The 17,412-nt window shown below is 69.2% G+C and carries 14 protein-coding genes and 1 pseudogene; 11 read left to right on the plus strand and 4 right to left on the minus strand.

Annotation, left to right across the window (positions count from 1 at the left end):
- The first annotated feature begins 63 nt into the window (after positions 1-63).
- The gene (locus tag QIY60_RS30770; protein WP_283145447.1) at positions 64-1,380 is read left to right on the plus strand and encodes a phospholipase D-like domain-containing protein; all 1,317 of its coding nucleotides are present in this window, start codon (positions 64-66) and stop codon (positions 1,378-1,380) included.
- Positions 1,381-1,545: 165 nt separating this feature from the next.
- On the opposite strand, the gene QIY60_RS30775 is transcribed toward QIY60_RS30770, so the two are convergent.
- On the minus strand, positions 1,546-3,420 hold the full coding sequence (locus QIY60_RS30775; protein ID WP_283145448.1) for a DUF6528 family protein: 1,875 nt from the start codon (positions 3,418-3,420) through the stop codon (positions 1,546-1,548).
- A gap of 476 nt (positions 3,421-3,896) precedes the next feature.
- On the opposite strand from QIY60_RS30775, the gene QIY60_RS30780 reads away from it, so the two are divergent.
- Both QIY60_RS30780 and QIY60_RS30785 read left to right on the plus strand, forming a co-directional pair.
- Positions 3,897-4,559: a deoxynucleoside kinase gene (locus tag QIY60_RS30780; RefSeq protein WP_283145449.1), complete on the plus strand. Its 663-nt coding sequence runs from the start codon at positions 3,897-3,899 to the stop codon at positions 4,557-4,559.
- Positions 4,560-4,774: 215 nt separating this feature from the next.
- Positions 4,775-4,909, plus strand: a complete 135-nt coding sequence (locus tag QIY60_RS30785) for a hypothetical protein (protein ID WP_283145450.1) — start codon at positions 4,775-4,777, stop codon at positions 4,907-4,909.
- 12 nt (positions 4,910-4,921) lie between these two features.
- Here QIY60_RS30785 and QIY60_RS30790 read toward each other — a convergent pair whose 3' ends face one another.
- The gene (locus QIY60_RS30790; protein WP_283145451.1) at positions 4,922-5,350 is read right to left on the minus strand and encodes a DUF4440 domain-containing protein; all 429 of its coding nucleotides are present in this window, start codon (positions 5,348-5,350) and stop codon (positions 4,922-4,924) included.
- An 84-nt stretch (positions 5,351-5,434) separates the two neighbouring features.
- Between QIY60_RS30790 and QIY60_RS30795 the strand changes: the two genes are divergently transcribed.
- Both QIY60_RS30795 and QIY60_RS30800 read left to right on the plus strand, forming a co-directional pair.
- Complete coding sequence (locus QIY60_RS30795) at positions 5,435-5,782, plus strand: helix-turn-helix domain-containing protein (RefSeq protein WP_283145452.1); 348 nt, start codon at positions 5,435-5,437, stop codon at positions 5,780-5,782.
- 367 nt (positions 5,783-6,149) lie between these two features.
- Entirely contained in the window at positions 6,150-6,803 is a 654-nt protein-coding gene (locus QIY60_RS30800) for a DUF4239 domain-containing protein (protein WP_283145453.1), read from the plus strand.
- 190 nt (positions 6,804-6,993) lie between these two features.
- Here QIY60_RS30800 and QIY60_RS30805 read toward each other — a convergent pair whose 3' ends face one another.
- Positions 6,994-8,307, minus strand: a complete 1,314-nt coding sequence (locus QIY60_RS30805; protein WP_283145454.1) for an SgcJ/EcaC family oxidoreductase — start codon at positions 8,305-8,307, stop codon at positions 6,994-6,996.
- Positions 8,308-8,487: 180 nt separating this feature from the next.
- Between QIY60_RS30805 and QIY60_RS30810 the strand changes: the two genes are divergently transcribed.
- The 5 genes from QIY60_RS30810 to QIY60_RS30830 all read left to right on the plus strand — a co-directional run bounded on the left by QIY60_RS30810 (position 8,488) and on the right by QIY60_RS30830 (position 14,471).
- Positions 8,488-9,015 (plus strand): MarR family transcriptional regulator, encoded by a 528-nt coding sequence (locus QIY60_RS30810; protein ID WP_283145455.1) that lies wholly within the window; start codon positions 8,488-8,490, stop codon positions 9,013-9,015.
- Positions 9,016-9,555: 540 nt separating this feature from the next.
- Positions 9,556-10,983 (plus strand): sulfatase-like hydrolase/transferase, encoded by a 1,428-nt coding sequence (locus QIY60_RS30815; protein WP_283145456.1) that lies wholly within the window; start codon positions 9,556-9,558, stop codon positions 10,981-10,983.
- A 1,402-nt stretch (positions 10,984-12,385) separates the two neighbouring features.
- Entirely contained in the window at positions 12,386-13,084 is a 699-nt protein-coding gene (locus QIY60_RS30820; RefSeq protein WP_283145457.1) for a 2-phosphosulfolactate phosphatase, read from the plus strand.
- Between the two features lie 494 nt (positions 13,085-13,578).
- Positions 13,579-13,908 carry a hypothetical protein gene (locus QIY60_RS30825; protein WP_283145458.1) on the plus strand — a complete coding sequence of 110 codons (330 nt, stop codon included), beginning with the start codon at positions 13,579-13,581 and terminating at the stop codon, positions 13,906-13,908.
- Between the two features lie 194 nt (positions 13,909-14,102).
- Entirely contained in the window at positions 14,103-14,471 is a 369-nt protein-coding gene (locus tag QIY60_RS30830) for an SH3 domain-containing protein (protein WP_283145459.1), read from the plus strand.
- Between the two features lie 610 nt (positions 14,472-15,081).
- On the opposite strand, the gene QIY60_RS30835 is transcribed toward QIY60_RS30830, so the two are convergent.
- Complete coding sequence (locus tag QIY60_RS30835) at positions 15,082-15,885, minus strand: GNAT family N-acetyltransferase (protein WP_283145460.1); 804 nt, start codon at positions 15,883-15,885, stop codon at positions 15,082-15,084.
- A gap of 682 nt (positions 15,886-16,567) precedes the next feature.
- Between QIY60_RS30835 and QIY60_RS30840 the strand changes: the two are divergent.
- A pseudogene (locus QIY60_RS30840) lies at positions 16,568-17,087 on the plus strand (IS630 family transposase); the annotation flags it as partial.
- Positions 17,088-17,412 lie beyond the last annotated feature (325 nt).

Genomic DNA, 17,412 nt, shown 5'->3' on the forward strand with positions numbered 1-17,412 from the left:
CGGTTCGGGCTGCGCCCATGGGGGTGCCCCGAGCCCGGTATACGGCTGTATACAGTGTGCGGCATGAAGAAGACCCGATCTCTGCTCGCCCTGGCGCTGGGGGCGTCCGGCCTGTTCGCGGCCGCTCCCACCCCCGCCGTCGCCGATCCGGCACCGCTCGTCACCACCGGCGCGGTGTTCAACAACCCGACGGGGGACACGGCCGCCCAGGACGCGGTGTTCGGCCACATAGCCCGGCTCGTCGACGGGGCCCAGAGGGGCTCGGACATCAAGATGTCGATGTACGTGCTCGGCTCGGACTACCTCGCGGCCCGGCTGACCGCGGCGCACCAGCGCGGCGTGAACGTCCAAGTCGTCCTGGACAACGAGAGCCTGCTGCACTGGGCTGGCAAGGTCACGTACCCGAAGCTCGTCGAAGGCCTCAAGCCCGCGACGGGGTCCGGCACTTCATGGGTGCGGGTCTGCGCGGAGAACCAGGCGTGCCTCGCCAAGGACCCGAACCCGGGTGACTCGTTCCACGGCGTCAACCACAACAAGTTCGTGCTCTTCTCCCGCACCACCGGCAGCGCCACGGGGACGGTCCCGGCCGACGACGTCGTCGTACAGACATCGGCCAACCAGACTCCGTGGGACCGGCAGCACGCCTTCAACGACGCGCTGACCGTGGCCGGCAACACCGCGCTGTACGCCGCGTACACCGGCTACTTCAACGACCTCGCGGCTGCCCAGGCCGGGACGAAGGAGCAGGTCGCCGACTACCCGACGGAGTACCCGGCGGGCAACGCGAAGGCGTACTTCTTCCCCCGGGCCGCCTCCGACCCGATCCTCAACATCCTCAACACCGTCGACAACCCGGTGAACGGGCAGCCCGCCTGCTACGGGAACTCCCCGGGCCACGGCACCGAGGACGGCCGCACCGTTGTCCGGGTCGCGATGCACCAGATCACCCGGCCCGAGGTCGCCAAGAAGCTGTGGGAGCTCGACGACGCGGGCTGCTACGTCGACATCGTCTACCGCTACCTCGACGTCGAAGGAGCCGGTACGGCGATCGCCGACCAGCTGTCCAAGCCGACCAGGTTCGGCGGGATCGCCCTGCACCGCCTGGACGACGCGGACGACGGCGACGGCGACCCGAAGACGCGGAACGCGATGGCGACGCACTCCAAGTACCTCCTGATCGACGGGACGTACCTCGGCAAGGCCGACCAGAAGATCGTCTTCACCGGCAGCCACCCGTACACGAAGAGCGCCTTGACGACGAACGACGAGGCGCTCCTCAAGTACGACGACGCGGCGGTGCACGACGCCTACCGCGAGAACTTCCGCGCCCAGCGCGCGCTGGCCGACCAGCAGGTGGCCCGCGTCGGATCCCCCGGTTGACCCTCGACCGCATCGAGGGGAGGCCGCCGAGTACCTCAGCGGCCGAAGGCATCGCGCAGCGGGCAACCCCGCTGCCACGCACAGGTGCCCCGCCCCTGGCGGCCCCAAGCCACCAGGGGGCGGGACACCCCGAACAACCGGCCGGAGTGCGGGTGACGGGACCGGCTACTGGTAGCTCGGCACCATCCAGCGGGCGCGGTAGTGCTGGCTCTGGTCCCACCATCGCGTCTTGCGTGTGATGCTGTCCGTGGTGACGAAGCGCAGCCACGACGTGGTGTAGCTCGGGTTGGTGTTCGATCCCTCGCAGCCGTCCGCACAGGTGGTGAGCCGCTCCCCGGTGACGGGGTCGTTGCCGATGCTCTTCACCAGCGGCTGTACGTTGAGGACTCCTTCGGCCTGGTAGTCCGTACACCAGCGGTTCTTCCGGTCCACCTGGTTCTCCAGCGGCCACCGGTTGGAGCCCTGGTAGCACTGCGTCAGGCCCGATTTGGAGAACTGCACGATTCCGGCGTTCGCCCCCACCCACAGACGGTCGGGGTTGCCGTACACGGGTTCCAGGTCGTGTCCCCAGGCCTCGTAGAGCCGGCCCTGGGAGGTCTGCTGGGGCAGCGGGAACGACTCGCCGTCGCCGAGCGTGCCCGTCGCCGAGTCGTAGGTGTAGCGGATCAGCACGCGGCCGCCCACGGCCCACAGCGACTGGGTCGACGGGTCGTACAGCACCTCGTGGGCCTCTTCGAGGGACTTGGAGGAGAGCGGTTTCGTGGGACCCGGGGTGGGGCTCGTCGGGTCGCCCGTGGCCCGCGCGTAGACCGCGACCGTGTCCGATGCGGTGGACGCGACGGCGACGTTCCCGTCAGGCAGCAGCTCGGCGCCGTGCACATTGGTGACGTCGGCGTTACCGACGTTGTAGGCCCACTTGTAGCCGGACAGCGACGGGTAGGGGACGACCCCGACGAAGCCGCTGTTGCCGTCCGTGACCACCATGACCTTCTTGTCCGGGTCGCCCTCGGAGTACGCGCCGGCCGGGCGCAGGCGATGGTCCGTGCCTCCGCCCCAGCCGCGAGCGGTGGGGAAGAGCTTCCTGTCCGGGTCCGGGATCGAGTGGTACGCGTCGGGCACCCAGCGCTGGTACGGCCCGTCGGCGACCTTGCCCGAGCCGAACAGCTCGATCGCCGGGACGTCCGCCGGGTAGCCGCCGTTGGCCACCGCCTTGCTGTTGCCCGCGCTCACGACCGGCGAGCCCTCGTCGAACTCGACTTCCAGCGTGGGCGTGTTGTACGCCGCGTCGCAGGCGTACACGGACGCGCTCGGGTTCATCGAGCAGAAGTCCTTGTACGCCTTGCTGTCGAGCTCTCCCGCCGACAGCTGGATGCCGTGGTTGGGCAGGGGGTCGGTGGCGCTGGTCCAGGCACGCACCATCGCCGTGACGTCCAGGCGGCGGATGCCGTTGGAGGACTCCGGGTCGAACGGCCGCGTCACGTCGGGACAGCCGGGGCTGCCCAGGCCGAAGTTGGCGGAGGCCTGGTAGCCGGGGGCGACGGCGGGCCGGGTGGCCCAGGTGACCGTCTTCTCGTTCCACGCTGCGGCGACCGGGTCGGCGTACATCCACCAGCCGTCGCAGGAGCCTGTGTAGGAGTTGTAGAGCCGGAGCTTGGCGCTCTTGATGGCGGAGCCCTTGAGACGGGCGACATCGAACTGGACGAAGCTGCGGTACCGGGTCGTCCCGTTGTCGGGCGTGCCGATGTGCAGGACGCTGCCGGCGGAGTGATCACGGGCGTCGGTGCTGCTGACGTACGTGTCCTGGACCCGCTTGATGATGTTGCGCGGCCCGCTCTGCACGACGGGCGAGACCGCGGGCGTCACGGTGTAGGTGTCCTGCGCCGTGGCCCCGGTGGACCCGTTGTCGGAGGGGGCCTGTGCGGTCGTGCCGGCCGATGCGGCGACCGCGGGAACCGTGGCGAGGAGTGCGGCGGCGAGAGCGACCGCCCCGCCGGACACGAGCCGGCGTATCCCCTGCCGCCGTACCGAGTTTCGTCTCACTTCATACCTTTCAGCAGTTCTGCGGCCTCGCGATGAGGCCGGAGCAACGCTATACGGGCGGCATCGCGTGATACTCGCCACGGCCGTGGGCTCGGCCGAGGCGGCTCCGGGCAGCACCGCCGTGACCGCGCAGACCGCGACCGCCACGCTCAGGGCGGCCCGTGGTTCAAGGGTTCTGCCGATTTCGACCGTGCCGGTGGGGCGGGTGGGTGGTGCTCTGGCCGGTGTGGGGCGAGCGGCCGATTATTCTTCAGGGTGGCAGCGGGAGGGCGGGCGCGTCGCGGTACGCGGCACCTGCGCAACGGCCGGTCCGGCTGGCCGAGGACCCCGGCCTGCGTCGGGGCCTTGGTCCGGACGAGGACCGCACGATGTTGAGCACGAAGGTCATAGGGGGGTGGGTGGCCCCGCTGGCATGCGTCTCAGCGATGTGGGCCGCCCGCCCGCGCACGGATATGACCCCAGGGGAGAAGTGAGGTATGGCAGTGATCTGCGTCGGAGGCATGATCGGGATCGGTAAGACGAGCGTGGCCGAAGTGCTCGCCAAGGAGCTGGGCAGCACGGTCTTCTACGAGAGCGTGGAGGACAATCCGATCCTTCCGCTGTTCTACACGGCGAGCCCCGAGGAGATCCGGGCGAAGCGCTACCCCTTCCTGCTTCAGCTCTATTTCCTGCAGACGCGGTTCGCCTCGATCAAGGAGGCCTATAAGCAGGGCGACAACGTCTTGGACCGGTCCATCTACGAGGACTGGTATTTCGCCAAGGTGAATCACGATCTGGGCCGGATCAGCTCCCTCGAGATGCGGGTGTACGAGGGACTGCTCGCCGAGATGATGCGTGAAATCGACGGCCTGCCGTACCGCAAGGCACCCGACCTCATGGTCTACCTGAAGGCGGACTTCCAGACGGTACTGCACCGCATCGGGCTGCGGGGCCGCGATTTCGAGCAGGACGACGCTCTCGTCGAGTACTACCGCACCCTGTGGTCCGGCTACGACGACTGGGTGCACCAGCACTACTCGGCCAGCGACGTCCTCGTCGTCGACATGAACCACACCGATGTGGTGAACAACCCTGAGGACGCGGCCCGTGTGGCGCGGGAGGTCAAGGAGGCCCTGGCCGCGGCCAGGCGCCGCATCTGAGCCCGTTCCGCGCGGGTGCCTTTCTGCGGGGGTCCGGCGCGGACGAGAACCACCACGTCCCGCCCGGTGCCGGTCGGCGGGACGGACGTCGGTTGGGTCACGGGCGCCGTCGGGAACCGGTCCGAAGCCCAGGCTCGGGGCCCGGTCGGCTCGGTTCGCGACCGAGGCCACGCCGCCGACCGGGAACGCCGGCCCTCCCACTGCCGTCTCTCCCCATGGGCAAGGCCGAGTCGATCACGCTCAAGGCGTACGGTGGGGACGCCCACGGCACCACGGGCACGGACCCCACCGCCTTCACCCTCACCCCCGACGGGAAGCTCACCGGGCGCGAACTCCCCGCCTCCGGCTGATACGTGACGGAGTCACCGCTTCGCCAGGGGAGGCCTCTCCGCAGTGCCGAACGGGTTGTCGATCACGTACCGCCACAGGCCGTCCGGGCCGCGCCGGGCCACGTCCGTGGCGGTACCTTCGATGTGGACGTGCTCTCCGTCAGGTGCCTCGCCGTCGATGACCCAGTCGACGATGAGCAGCGCGATGTCGTCGGCGACGTAGGTGTTCCGGGGGCGGACGCTTATCGGCAGTCCGAGCGACTGGAACTCGGCGTTCGCGGCCCGGAGTTCCGCGCCGGTGACCGGCTCACCGGCGCGGGTGACGAACAGGGCGTTCCGGTCGTAGACGGTGGCGAGGGCCTGTGCGCTGCCGGAGTTGAACGCGGCCTTGAAGACCGAGGGATGTTGCACCGCGTCGGAGGCCAGAGCGAAAGTGGAGTCGTGATCGTGCGCAAGATCCATGTTGATGTTCACAACGGCAGTCAAGCCCGCGCCGGCGTGGGTCACCAAACGGAAACCGACAGCGGGGGCTGGGACACCGGCTTGGTGCCGTCCTCACCAGGCCGCACGGTACGCCCGGACGCCGACTGCCCGGTGGAGATCGCCTTGGCGGCGGTGTCCGGCCGCTGGACCACGCTCGTGCTGCGAGAGCTGATGCATACCGAGCACTCCTTCGGGGCGCTGCGGGAGAGACTGCCGGACATCAGCCCCAAGGTGCTCGCGGACCGGTTGCACATCCTCAGGGAACGCGGCCTGGTCGCCCAGGAGCGCCTCCCGGGGTTCCCGGTGCGCACGCGCTACGCGCTGACCGAATCCGGCCGGTTGCTGCGCCCACTCCTCATCGAGCTCTACCGCACGGGCGAGATGCTGGGGGAGCGCGGGGCGACGCTCTGAGAGAACGCACCCTCCACCCGGCTCTCGTGCGGTTCGATATTCCTCTCGTTCCCGCACCCGCTCCAGCAGGGCGGAGTGCGAGTTTTGAGCGAGACAGGTGGCCTGTTTGCGCTCCCGCGCCCTTGAAACGCTTCGGTCCGCCGGGTGCTGTCCCGATGCTGCCTGTGGCAGGGGGGAATCGTTTGCTCACGTGGTGGAGCCGGTTTTGACCAGGCCAGTGGTGAAGGAGAGCTGCTATGCCCGTGCTCGGGTTCGCGCTGCTGCTCGGTGTTGCTGCTGCGGCGACGGCCGCAGCAGCAGCGGTCTACGTTCTGGCCCGGATCATCCCTGCTGAGTCCCGCAGGCGGCACAACGACGTCCTGGATTCGTGTACGCGGAGATCGGAGTCATCTACGCCGTCGTGCTGGCCATGGTCGTCGTGGGCGTGTGGGACACGCACTCTCGCGAGCACGCCAATACCTACACCGAGACCAACGCCCTTCTGCAGATCTCCTGGTATGCCCGGTCCTTGCCTCAGCCCGAACGCGCCACGCTGGTCCATCTCACCGAGTCCTACACCTCCACCGTCATCTACAAGGAATGGCCCATGCTCAGCCAGGGCAAAGACAGTGCCGCCGCATGGGCGCTCTTCACTGATCTGCGTGAATTCATCAACGTCCGCCAGCCCGAGACCGGCGCCGACCAGGCCCGCTACCAATCCGTTCTGGACGCCGTCGGTCAACTCGGCGACGCGCGACGTGAGCGCGTGAACGAGGCCGCCACGGCCGGGGTCCCGGCCCTGCTGTGGGCCGCACTGCTGGTGGGCGCGCTGATGACCGTGGGATTCGTCTACCTCTTCGAGGCCGGCAGCCTCCGCGTCCACGCCGGCGCGGTCTGTGCTCTGGCCTTCACCGTCGGCGTCATGCTGCTGATCGTCTATCAGTTCAACCACCCCTTCGGGGGCGCACTGAAAATCAAGCCCACCGCCTTCGAACTCGCCATGCACCGCATACAAGCCCTTGCCGCACGGGACTTCGGATAGCCATCACCTCGCATTCCCTTCCGCGCTCCCAGGGGGAGCGGCCGACGGTCGGCTGGAGTGGCCGTGCAGACCTTCCTCGCCTTCCGTCCGCCATCGGTTGGTGGGCGAACATCCTGGACCCGATGAGTCGGGCCCGCCTCCGATGGGGATGCCCTCGGAGGCGGGCCGAGACGGGCGGGCGTCCGGCGCGTCAGCCGGAGAAGACCTGGGTGTTCTGCGCGGCTGCGATCCGCCAGCGGCCGTTGTCCTTGGCGAGGACGTACATCGGGCGGCCCTCCGGCTGGTCCTCGATGGGCTGCCCGTCGAGGGTGACCGGCCGCTGGCGGACGTTGACCGCGACGACGTCCGGGCGGACGAACAGGATCCGTACGACCTCGTAGGTGGCCGTCGACTGCTTCATCGCGCCGGGCAGCACCTGGTGCGTGAAGACGTCGATCTCGTCCCAGCCCGACAGCCGCTCGCCGTGCGCGGTCGTCCACACCGGGTGCTGCTTGCGGAAGCTGCTCATGAACGCGTCGACGAGCTCGTTCTGCTGCGCGTACTGGACGCCCGCCACGAAGCGGACGATGGCCTCGACGTCGGCCTGCTGCCCGTCCGCCGCACCGAACACCTCTATGCCGTCCGTGTCCACCCGCGGGTACGAGAGTTCGCGTACGTCGGCGACCGCTCCCGGGCGCCGTGGCAGCCAGCCGAGGCTTTCGCGCGCCGCGTCCCCGCTGACGGTCTGGTCGAGGGCGAGCGCGTCGGCGAACGGTGCGCCGAGCTCCGCGCGGGCGTCCTCCAGGGGCCACGACTGCGGCTCGCCGTCGACCCCGGCCGCCGCACCGGCCGCTGCCGCGAGGTCGCGTACCGGGACCGCGGATTCGGCGACACCGTGCCACAGGCTGCCGGCGGGCGCCTTCTCGACGGTGGCGACGAACAGGTCGGCCAGGTCGTCGACGTGCACCATCGGCCAGCGCACGGCCTCCTCGCCGACATACCTCGGGGTCCCGTGCTTGCGAGCGAGGTCGACGAGCAGCGCGGGTATGCCGCCGCCGTTTCCGTGCACGATGCCGGGGCGGATCACCGTTGCCCGCACGCCGGCGTCGGCGGTGTCGAGCACCTGGCGCTCGATGGCCGGGCGGTATCCGACGATCGGCAGCGGGTTGACCGGGGCGTTCTCGTCGGCGGCGGCCGGGCCGGTGGCGCCGAGGACCCATACGCCGCTCGCGTACACGAACGCGCGCCCGGTGCCGCGCAGCGGGTCGGTGAGCGCGGTGATCGCTGCGGCGTCCACCGCGGCGTCGCCGGTCGGGGGTGCGAGGTCGACGACGGCGTCGATGTCGGAGGTGACCGCGCGGGTGAGCGAGGCGGGGTCGGCCAGGTCTCCGACGCGCTGCTCGTGTCCGGCGTCCGGGCGGTGGGCGTCCCGTACCAGCGCGACCACCTGGTGGCCGGCGTCGGTCAGGTGCGCGGAGACGGCGGAGCCGATGTAGCCGGAGGCGCCGATGAGAAGGACCTTCACGGGGATCACCTTTCGCGGAAGCCGAGCGCCCTGGTTGAGCGCTGGTCGAAAATTTCGACGTCGAAATATTAGACGCGGAGTTGCCGAGATGTCAAAAACTTCGACGTCGAAGTGTTAAGCTCGTGGTGAAGTCGGATCGATGGCCGGTCGGGCGAGGCAGGACCCCACACGGGAGGACACATGGCGGCAACCGCACCGGGCGACGGCGTGGACGCGATCATCCGGCAGTGGCAGCAGGTCCGGCCCGACCTCGACTGCTCGCCGATGGCCGTGATCGGCCGCCTGTCGCGTGCGTCCCGCCTGCTCGAGCGGGCCCTCAAAGAGCACTTCGCGCAGTACGGCGTCGAGCCGTGGGAGTTCGACGTCCTCGCGACGCTCTACCGCTCGGGCCCGCCGTACACCGTCAGCGCGGGAGAGCTCAGCACGGCCGCGATGGTCAGCTCGGCGGCGCTCACCAACCGCATCGACCGGCTCGTCGACAAGGGCCTCGTCGACCGCGAGCTCGACTCCACCCACCGGCGCCGCGTCCTCATCTCCCTGACGGACACAGGCATCCGCGCCATCGAGGACCTCGTGGGACACCACTTGGCGAACGAGGAACGCCTCCTGGGCGGGCTGGCCCCCACCGAGCGCAAACAACTCGAGCGGCTCCTCCGTACCCTGCTGATCTCCCTCGGCGACCAACCGCAGACACCGACGACGGACTGAGGCGACCCGCGCAGGTTCGTGGTCGCGCCCCCAAAGGAAGGCGCCGCGGCCCCTGTCCCTCGCGCACGGTAAAGCTGCGCACCCGCGTTCCCGCCCGCCTTGCCGCCGCGACCGGACGTGTCGTCACACACAACCGACACAAGATCGGCCAGCACTCACCCGGCGACCTGACCGGTCAGAGCATCAGCGGCGGGGCGCTGTTGGCTTTGCGGGCGCCTGCTGCGCCTACCGGCGGGCGGGAGGAGGAGGTCTGGAGCACCCGGCGTTGGTGGATCTGCAGTACGAAGCCCGTGGGATCCGGAGTGCGAAGCCCGTGTGAACAGGCGGGCCTTTTCGTTGACAGGTGTACAGAACCTCGGCGAGGCTCCTGGCCCATGCAGCCGCCCGGTGACCCGACGGTCACGCTTGTGGAGCGCCGCCACGTCGACCTGGTCCGTGTCGCGAGCGCCGTCTGTCGCCGCGCTGCCTGAACCGACCCCCTCTCGACTCTCTTCGGGTACGTGACGCCGTGGTGCGCCGTGCCCTGCTCAGGAGCGCACTGTGTCCTCGTACGAATCCAAGCTGTCCCGGCGCGCCTTCGGCGGTGCCGTCGCAGCGGGCGCCACCGCCGCCATCGACCTGTCCGCCGCCGACGCCCAGGCCCAAGTCCCGCTGCGGGAACGGCCGTTCAAGGCCACGCCGCACCGGCGGGCCAAGCGGCCCAACATCCTCTTCATCCTCGGCGACGATCTCGGCTGGGCCGATCTCTCCTCCTATGGCGCCCCGCACATCAAGACCCCGAACCTGGACCGGCTCGCGCGGCAGGGAGTGCGGTTCACCGATGCCTACTCCGGGTCCGCGACCTGCTCGCCGACGCGGTTCAGCCTGTACACGGGGCGCTTGCCGGGGCGCACGAAGGGCGGTCTCGCGGAGCCGATCGCGGACAAGTCCGTCGGGCTCGAACCGACGCATCCCACACTGGCCTCGCTGCTGCGCGACGCGGGCTACGCGACCGCGCTCATCGGCAAGTGGCACTGCGGGTACCTGCCGGACTACTCGCCCACGAAGTCGGGCTGGGACGAGTTCTTCGGGAACTTCGGCGGGGCTCTGGAGTACTACTCGAAGCTGGGGCTCGGCGGAGAGTACGACCTGTACGAAGGTGACGTACGAGAGGGGGATGCCGAGTACAAGGATCTGCGCTACTACACGCGCATCCTGACCGAGCGCGCCAGTGAGTACGTCCAGCGTGACCACGGCGGTCAGCCGTGGCTGCTCAACCTCAACTTCACCACCCCGCACTGGCCTTGGATCGCGGAAGGGGACGAGGAGGAGAGCGCCGAGATCGTACGCAGGATCAAGGCGGGCCAGAAGGGTGCGCTCTGGCACCAGGACGGCGGCTCCGTCGAGAAGTACACGGAGATGGTGCAGGACCTGGACCATTCGATCGGTGAAGTGCTGCGCGCCTTGAAGAAGTCCGGGCAGGAGCGGGACACCCTGGTGTTCTTCGCCTCGGACAACGGCGGTGAGCGCTTCTCGTACAACTGGCCCCTGTCGGGCAACAAGTCCTCGCTCAAGGAGGGCGGGATCCGCGTGCCGACCATCGTGCGGTGGCCCGCGCGCCTTGACGGCGGGCAGGTCAGCCATGAGCCGGTCTTCACCCCGGACTGGACCGCGACGCTCCTGGAGATCGGCGGGGCACGGCCGCATCCGGCGTACAGGCTGGACGGGACGAGCCTTGCCCCCTACCTGCTGAAGGGCGAGCGGCTCGCCGAGCGCGAACTGTTCTGGCGCGTGCGCGGGGAGCGGGCGCTGCGGCGCGGGGACTGGAAGTACTACCGGGGCAAGGGCGGTCAGGACCAGCTGTTCAACCTGGCCGAGGACCGGCGGGAGCAGGCCGACCGGGCCGTGGACGAGCCGAAGCTCCTTGGCGAGTTGAAGGCGTCGTGGGAGAAGACGGACAAGGAGCTGCTGCCGTATCCGGCCCAGTGACGCCGGGTTCCTTGGCTCCTGGGTGAGGCGATCAGCGGCGCGCATCGTCTCGACGCAGAGATGGTGGAGTACGAGCGGATGGTTGGCGGCGACGGCGGGGTGGAGCGCCTCCGACGGGGACATGCCGGTGCCGTCGTTGGTGACGGTGTATGGGCCTGGAGGGAAGCAGTTCGCGCAGAGCGGCCGGGTTCACATCGTGCGGGCATTTGTGGTGGGCGTTGAGTTGATCTCGGGCGCCTGCCGCCGTTCGTTATCGAGAGCATGGTCGACGAGGCGATGGCTGACCGTGAGGAATCGCCAAGAACCGTTGGGCGCCTGCGAATTACCTTCGCGTGCTCGGCGATTCGTCTGGTACGGGTGCCATGCGAAAGGCGGCGGGTGGTGACGGGTCGGCTCGGCTGTGTGAACACCCCAAGTCTCAGTGTGCTGTCTCGGCTGAGAGATTTCGACGACTGCGTCCATCCCTATCGGGACCGGCGAACGCTCGGGCAGGCAGCACGACCTCCCGCTCTCGCGGTCTCGCCAGTCACAGTTCGCATCGGCCGCAGAACCTAAAGGAGTTCACAGCACCCACTCCAACCTCCGGCGGTATGATTCGCGCTTTCGGCTCCGACCCGGAATCGCCGCGCGTGCTCGTGCTCAAGACGTGGCTCACGGTCATGGGCACCCCCGCGGACGCCGTTGGGCGAGGCCTACCAGGCCATCGACAGGACAAGGACGGAAAGGTCTCCATCGACGAGTTCGTCTCGGTGATCAGGAGTCATGTTCTTGGGTGATCCTGGTGAGAAGGCCCGGCGGGGGAGCGTCCTCAGGGCAGGCTCTGGGGACGCTGGATCAATCGCCCCGTCAGGTCGGAATCGCCGTTCCCGCCGGACTCGGCCGCATCCTCGTCGAGGCCATCCACGAGCGCGGAGCGGCCAGCGGTGGCGCCCGTTGAGCCGTCCCTCGCCGCTCGGTGGACGTCCTTGGGCGGGTCGGGATCGCCTTCCCTATGCCGCATCACACCAGGGCTACAGGGTCCTCGCCCAGGCAGCAGCTGCAAAGCGGGCACGGGCGCCGATCTTGCTGAGCCCGGCTCCGCCCACGGCAACCACAAGGGTCACTCGGCCAATCAGCTGAGCCAGGTCCACCAACCAGATTCCTTGCGTGGAGTTAATTTGCGTGACGTATTGTGACGGCTGGGAGGGTGTCGGCACGCATCCCTCGGCCTGCGTCATGCGGCCTGGGGTTCCGTGACGGTGTGTCGGTTGTGTCGGTGTCCGGGCCGGAGTGGGTCGGCAGTCCTCCCGCTCGGCTGGAGGACTGCCTGCGCGCTGCAGGCCCCGCCCCGTCGGTGGAGACTCCGACGGCAGCCGGATCAAATCGTGCCCTTCGGATGATCCAGGGGCGTCAGAATGGTGCGATGGACCATCACTTCGTCGGCATCCCGGAGTTGACCGGCATTCCCCGTGTCGCAGTCGTCATCGACGTCATGCGCGCCTTCACCGTGGCTGCCTGGGCCTTCTCGCGTGGCGTCGAGCGGATCGTCCTGGCCTCAACGGAGAGTGAGGCACTTGCCTTGAAGGAGAGCCATTCGGGTTGGCTGGCTTTGAAGGACGGAGCTCCAGCAGCGGGCTTCGACGCGGTGAACTCACCCGGCTTGCTCAGGTCATGCGATTTCACTGGTCGTACGCTGGTGCAGAAGACGACGGCAGGAACCGTGGGCGCGCTGGCCGTCGCGAACGCGCCGCTGGTCTTGTGCGCGAGCTTCGTGGTGGCCGGCCCGACCGCGCGGTTCCTGCAGACCAAGGATTGCGGTCCGGTGACGTTCGTTGTCACCGGCGAGGGAGGCCGGGCCGACGAGGACCTGGCCTGCGCCGAATACATTGGTCAATGTATGGCGGGAGGCGATGTCGAGGCGGCCCCGTATCTCCATCGCGCGAGGACTTCTCGTGCCGCGGCAGACCTCGCCGGTGGGCTGCGGAGCGGATACCACCCAGACGATGTCGATCTCTGCCTGGAAATCGACAGGTTCTCCTTTGCGATGATGGCTCGCCAAGAAGAGTCTCTCACGGTGCTCCGGCCCGTTGCGGTGCCTGACATCCCGTCCAGTATCCGCTGACCTGCTGGAACTCTGGACTTTCAGGCGGCAGAGCTCACCCGGTCAGGACGGGCTCTGCCGTCCGTGTCCGCGCCAGTCGCCACGAGCCGTCGCATCCGCGAGCTCCCCCACGGCTACCGGTGACCACCAGCCTCCAAGTCCGATCAACCTGCGCATCCGTGCGTTCCCGTCATGCCCGGCCGGGTCCCGGCGCTCTCGCAGCTGGTACAGCCGTCTTCACCGTGAGTGTGGCCCACCATCCAGCGCTGAGCGCGATGCCGACGATCACCCGATACGGATCCCCGCCACTCTCCGCGGGGGCGTCGGGAACACCGGCGAGGAGCACCGCGAGCTCGGGAGGCCCTGCACTTCAGTGGCCCGGGGGCACCGTGCAACGCGTCAGCCGGTGAAGCCACCGCAGCGTACGTGAGTGAGCCGCGGCGAGGACTGCACGGTGTGCGGGCAGGGCTGCCCGCCCCGGCCCTGCCCGTCCGACGTCGACAGCACCGAACACCTTGACCTCCGCCACCCGTTGGGCGACCCCGGGCCTGCACCCGGCCGAGCGTGCGGCACTGTTTTACGAGGAGGATCCCCTCGGCGACGCCCAGGCCAGCCACTTCCTGCGCGAGCGCCTGGCCCGCCTGTCGGCCCTGAGCATCGCCCACACCCTGCCGCCCGTCCGCGCCGCCGGGCCGCCGAGTACCGGCCTTCCCCGCCCGCGCACCGCGTACCATCCGCGCATCCGCCGCGTCAGGGTCCACACCTGTTCACCCCGGCGCCCGGGCCCGTGCTGCGCGCGGCGGAGCTGGGTGACGCGCTCGCCCTCCAACTGCTGGAGCTGCTGAACGCGGCGCTACCGCCGCAGTGCCCTCTGGCCGGCAACCCGGTCAACTTACGTGGGGGCATCGCTCCTGAGCTTGCCAACAGCCGCGGGTTAGGGAAGTTCTTCGCGTTCCGTGGAACGTATCGGCACGATCCGCGGTCCTACAGGGCGTACATCCCAAAGGGAATGAAAGGGGAAGCAATGTACGTGTCTGGCATGCGTAAGGCGGTCGCAGCCGGAGCGGTTGCGGCACTTGCCGGAACGGGGATCCTGCTCGGCAGCAGCGCGGCATCGGCGGCGTCCGCGACGGCGACTGTCACCGCTGCCCGACAGACCCTCACCCCTGCGGCCGGGCCCACGGGCAAGGTCGTCGCCAACGGCGGTCTGTGGGTGCGCCAGGACGCGACCACCACGTCCAAGCGGCTCAACCTGCTGCCCAAAGGCACGGTGACCGCCCTGCAGTGCAAGAAGATCAGCCAGAACGTGGACGGCAACAGGCTCTGGTACAAGCTCGGCGCGGGCAAGCCCGGCTGGGTCGCTGCCCGCTATGTGCAAAACCTCGCCCCGGTGCCGTACTGCAAGTGATCTGATCCGGTGTCAACGGGCGTCTGTCCCGGCCGGGCCGGCACAGACGCCCACGCTACCCATCGACGCTGATGGCTGCCTGGGCCCGGCCTGGAGTCGGACCGGCAACCGGCTCCGAGCCGCGTGGACGGTGTCCTCCTCCTGCTCCTCGTCCACCTTTCCCGGCCGGCCGGGGCGGCTTTCGGGTTGCCGCTCCGGGAGGCGCCGGAACGTGTGCGTGAACCGGCAGGTGCCGCCGAGGAGGCGATGAGCGCACTGGGCGTGCTGGTTTCACTGCCCGGATGATCTGTGCGCGGGGCCTTGCAGGACCTGGTGCGTGGTGTGTGCCCGGGGTCTGCCACCGGCCTGTTACGGGGCTTGCCCTGTGCAGTGGCTCCGCGCTGGACGGTGGTACGGCTGCAGCCCATCTCCCCGGGCAGGGGCTGCGGCCGTGGCCCGATACGCCGGTGACCGCACCCGCTTCGTGGCACCCTGGCATTTTTTGACGCCCTGTCTGGGTAACGTCCGCTGAAGTGATCTTCAAGTGTGGCTCTGTCTGGGTGACCGAATTGACGGGGCTGCAAGTGGTGTCTGGACGGGCCAGGGGCGTGTCGTCACGCCTTGGCAGTGGTCATTGTGAGGACCACCAGGTCGACGAGGTGACGGCGGTGAAGCCCAGCGACTCGTACAGCGGCCGTCCGAGCCGTGAGGCGGTGAGCGTCACCGGCAGGTTCGCCATGGGCGCGAGCGAGCCGAGCATGACGGCCCGCCCGGCGCCGCGGGAGCGGTGCGCCGACGGCGTGCCGACCCAGTAGTGGCTGCCGAACCCGTCGTGGACGACGGTGACACCGGCTCCGACCGCCTCGCCGTTGTGGACGGCGAGAAACACGTCCACGCCTGGTTGCTCGGGCAGTGTCGCGGGGAACATCTCGCCGGGACGGTAGGGGGCGAATCTGGTCAGCTCGAAGCCCTCGATCACGATCCGCTCGGCAGCCTGCAGCTCTTGCGCCCGCTGCACTGGGATCACCTCCATCGCGGGGGCGGAGACGGGGCCAGGCGGGCGCACCATGATCGGCATCTGCCAGTTGCGCATGCCCAGATGGCTGAGGTCGGTGGAACTGAACGGATCCTCGACATCCACCGGGCCGGTCGATCGGGCAGCCAGCTCGGTCAGCTCGGCGAGCTCGGACGCGTCGGGGTCGGGTTCCTGCAGCAAGATGCGCGTCCCGGCGCGCTTGCCGCCGAGTACGGCCAGGAAGCTGCGCCGGTGGATCACCTCGTGGCCGCGGGACCTTCCGGTTGCGGCCCAGAACGCGGCGGAGTTGCGGGCCTGGCGCATCGCCGCATCGTCGAGGGCCGCGGGGTGGTCCGGACGGTCCTGCCTGCTCCGATCCCCGACATGAGCGTCGGGGGTGGTCTGCGACGTGTCGGCCATGGGTGGCTCCTGTTCAGTCACTGTGCGGTGATCTGGGCGAAGGGGCAGGCGGGGCCCGAGTGGAAGTCGACTCGGGTCTTCGTCATGCCTCCAACCTGACGATGCAATCTCCCGGATAGCCGGGCCGATCTCAACCGAGATTTCTGAGCCGTTCGCCTGCTGCGATCTCGCCCGAGCTCGACTGGTCGATGCCGTCGAGGGCGGGGGCTGTTTCATCGCTGGCCCATGCTCGGACGCTGTGCCGGGCAGCCGCTGGCGGCGCCTGGCCGCGTGGAACAAGGCCGGTGTCTGGGACCGTCTGCATGCGGTGCTGCTGACAGAACCGTGGCCGAAGACCAACTGGACCGGTCGCGGGCGGTGATGATCGATTCCTCCCCCGTCCGGGCCGCCGGGCGGGGCTCAAAAGCAGTCGGGCGAGGCCGACCGAGCACGGCCGGACCGGCACCAGATCCCCCGGTCGAAGTCCTGGCGAAACCTCGGCAAGGAGAACCCGATGAGTGGCAAACGGCCTATGGCGGGCGACGCAGCCGCACTCCCGTATCCCCACGTGGGATCGGCCGCCACCGCATGCCTCGCCTCGCGCCCCCGCACGAGCAGCGGACGTACGCGACGGGCACAGCGGTGAGCGGGCAGGCCGTGCTGCTTTCGGGTTCCCGGCGATCGTCGCTGCGGCAGCGGGGTGGCCACTCACGTGACCCGTTCTTCATCGAGTTCGCCGCAGCTCCTGGTGTCGAGGATCTGGCGGGCGTTCGGTCTCAAGCCGCACCGCACCGAGTCGTTCAAGCTGTCCACCGACCCGTTCTTCGTGGACACGGTCCACGACGTGGTGGGGTTGTACCTGGACCCGCCGGAGCGGGCCCTGGGTCTGCGTGTGGATGCGAGTCGCAGATCCAGGCGCTGGACCGATCCCAGCCTGTGTTCCCGATGGTGCCCGGGGTGCCCGAACGCCGCAGCCGCGGCCGCCTCCGTGCGGGCACCGCCACCCTGTTCGCCACGCTGGACGCGGCGAGCGGGAAGGCGATCGGCTCGCTCCACCGCTGTCACCGCACGCGGAGTTCAAGATATTCCTCGCCAAGCTCGACCGGGAGGTCCCGGTCGGCCTGGACGTACACCTGATCGTGGACAACTACACCACCCACAAGACCGAGCCGGTCCGCAGGTGGCTGCTGGCCCATCCCCACTTCCACCTGCACTTCGCGCCCGCGCTGTCCGGTACGAGGCTGGCGGCGTAGGCGCGCAGCCCAGTGTGAGACTGCGGTGACCGCCGTGTCGGGAAGGTGGCTCTGGGCGGCCACGTCGGCGTAATAGTCGGGGTAGTCCGCGAACCGGCACCGCTGGACCAGTGCCACCGGTAGGCTGTCCAGCATCACCGGGAGATCCTCGGACGGCTCCTCGCCGCGCATCGCCGGCCCGAAATCCCGGTCACCGGCACGTTCCCGTACGGTCCGGGGCGCGGGCCGCACGGCGGACGTGGACGGCGTGCCGATCAGTGTCTGCGCCTGGGGCACCGTCAGCCGTCTTTACGGG

This window comes from Streptomyces sp. BPTC-684 (assembly GCF_030028635.1).
Lineage (GTDB): Bacteria > Actinomycetota > Actinomycetes > Streptomycetales > Streptomycetaceae > Streptomyces > Streptomyces noboritoensis.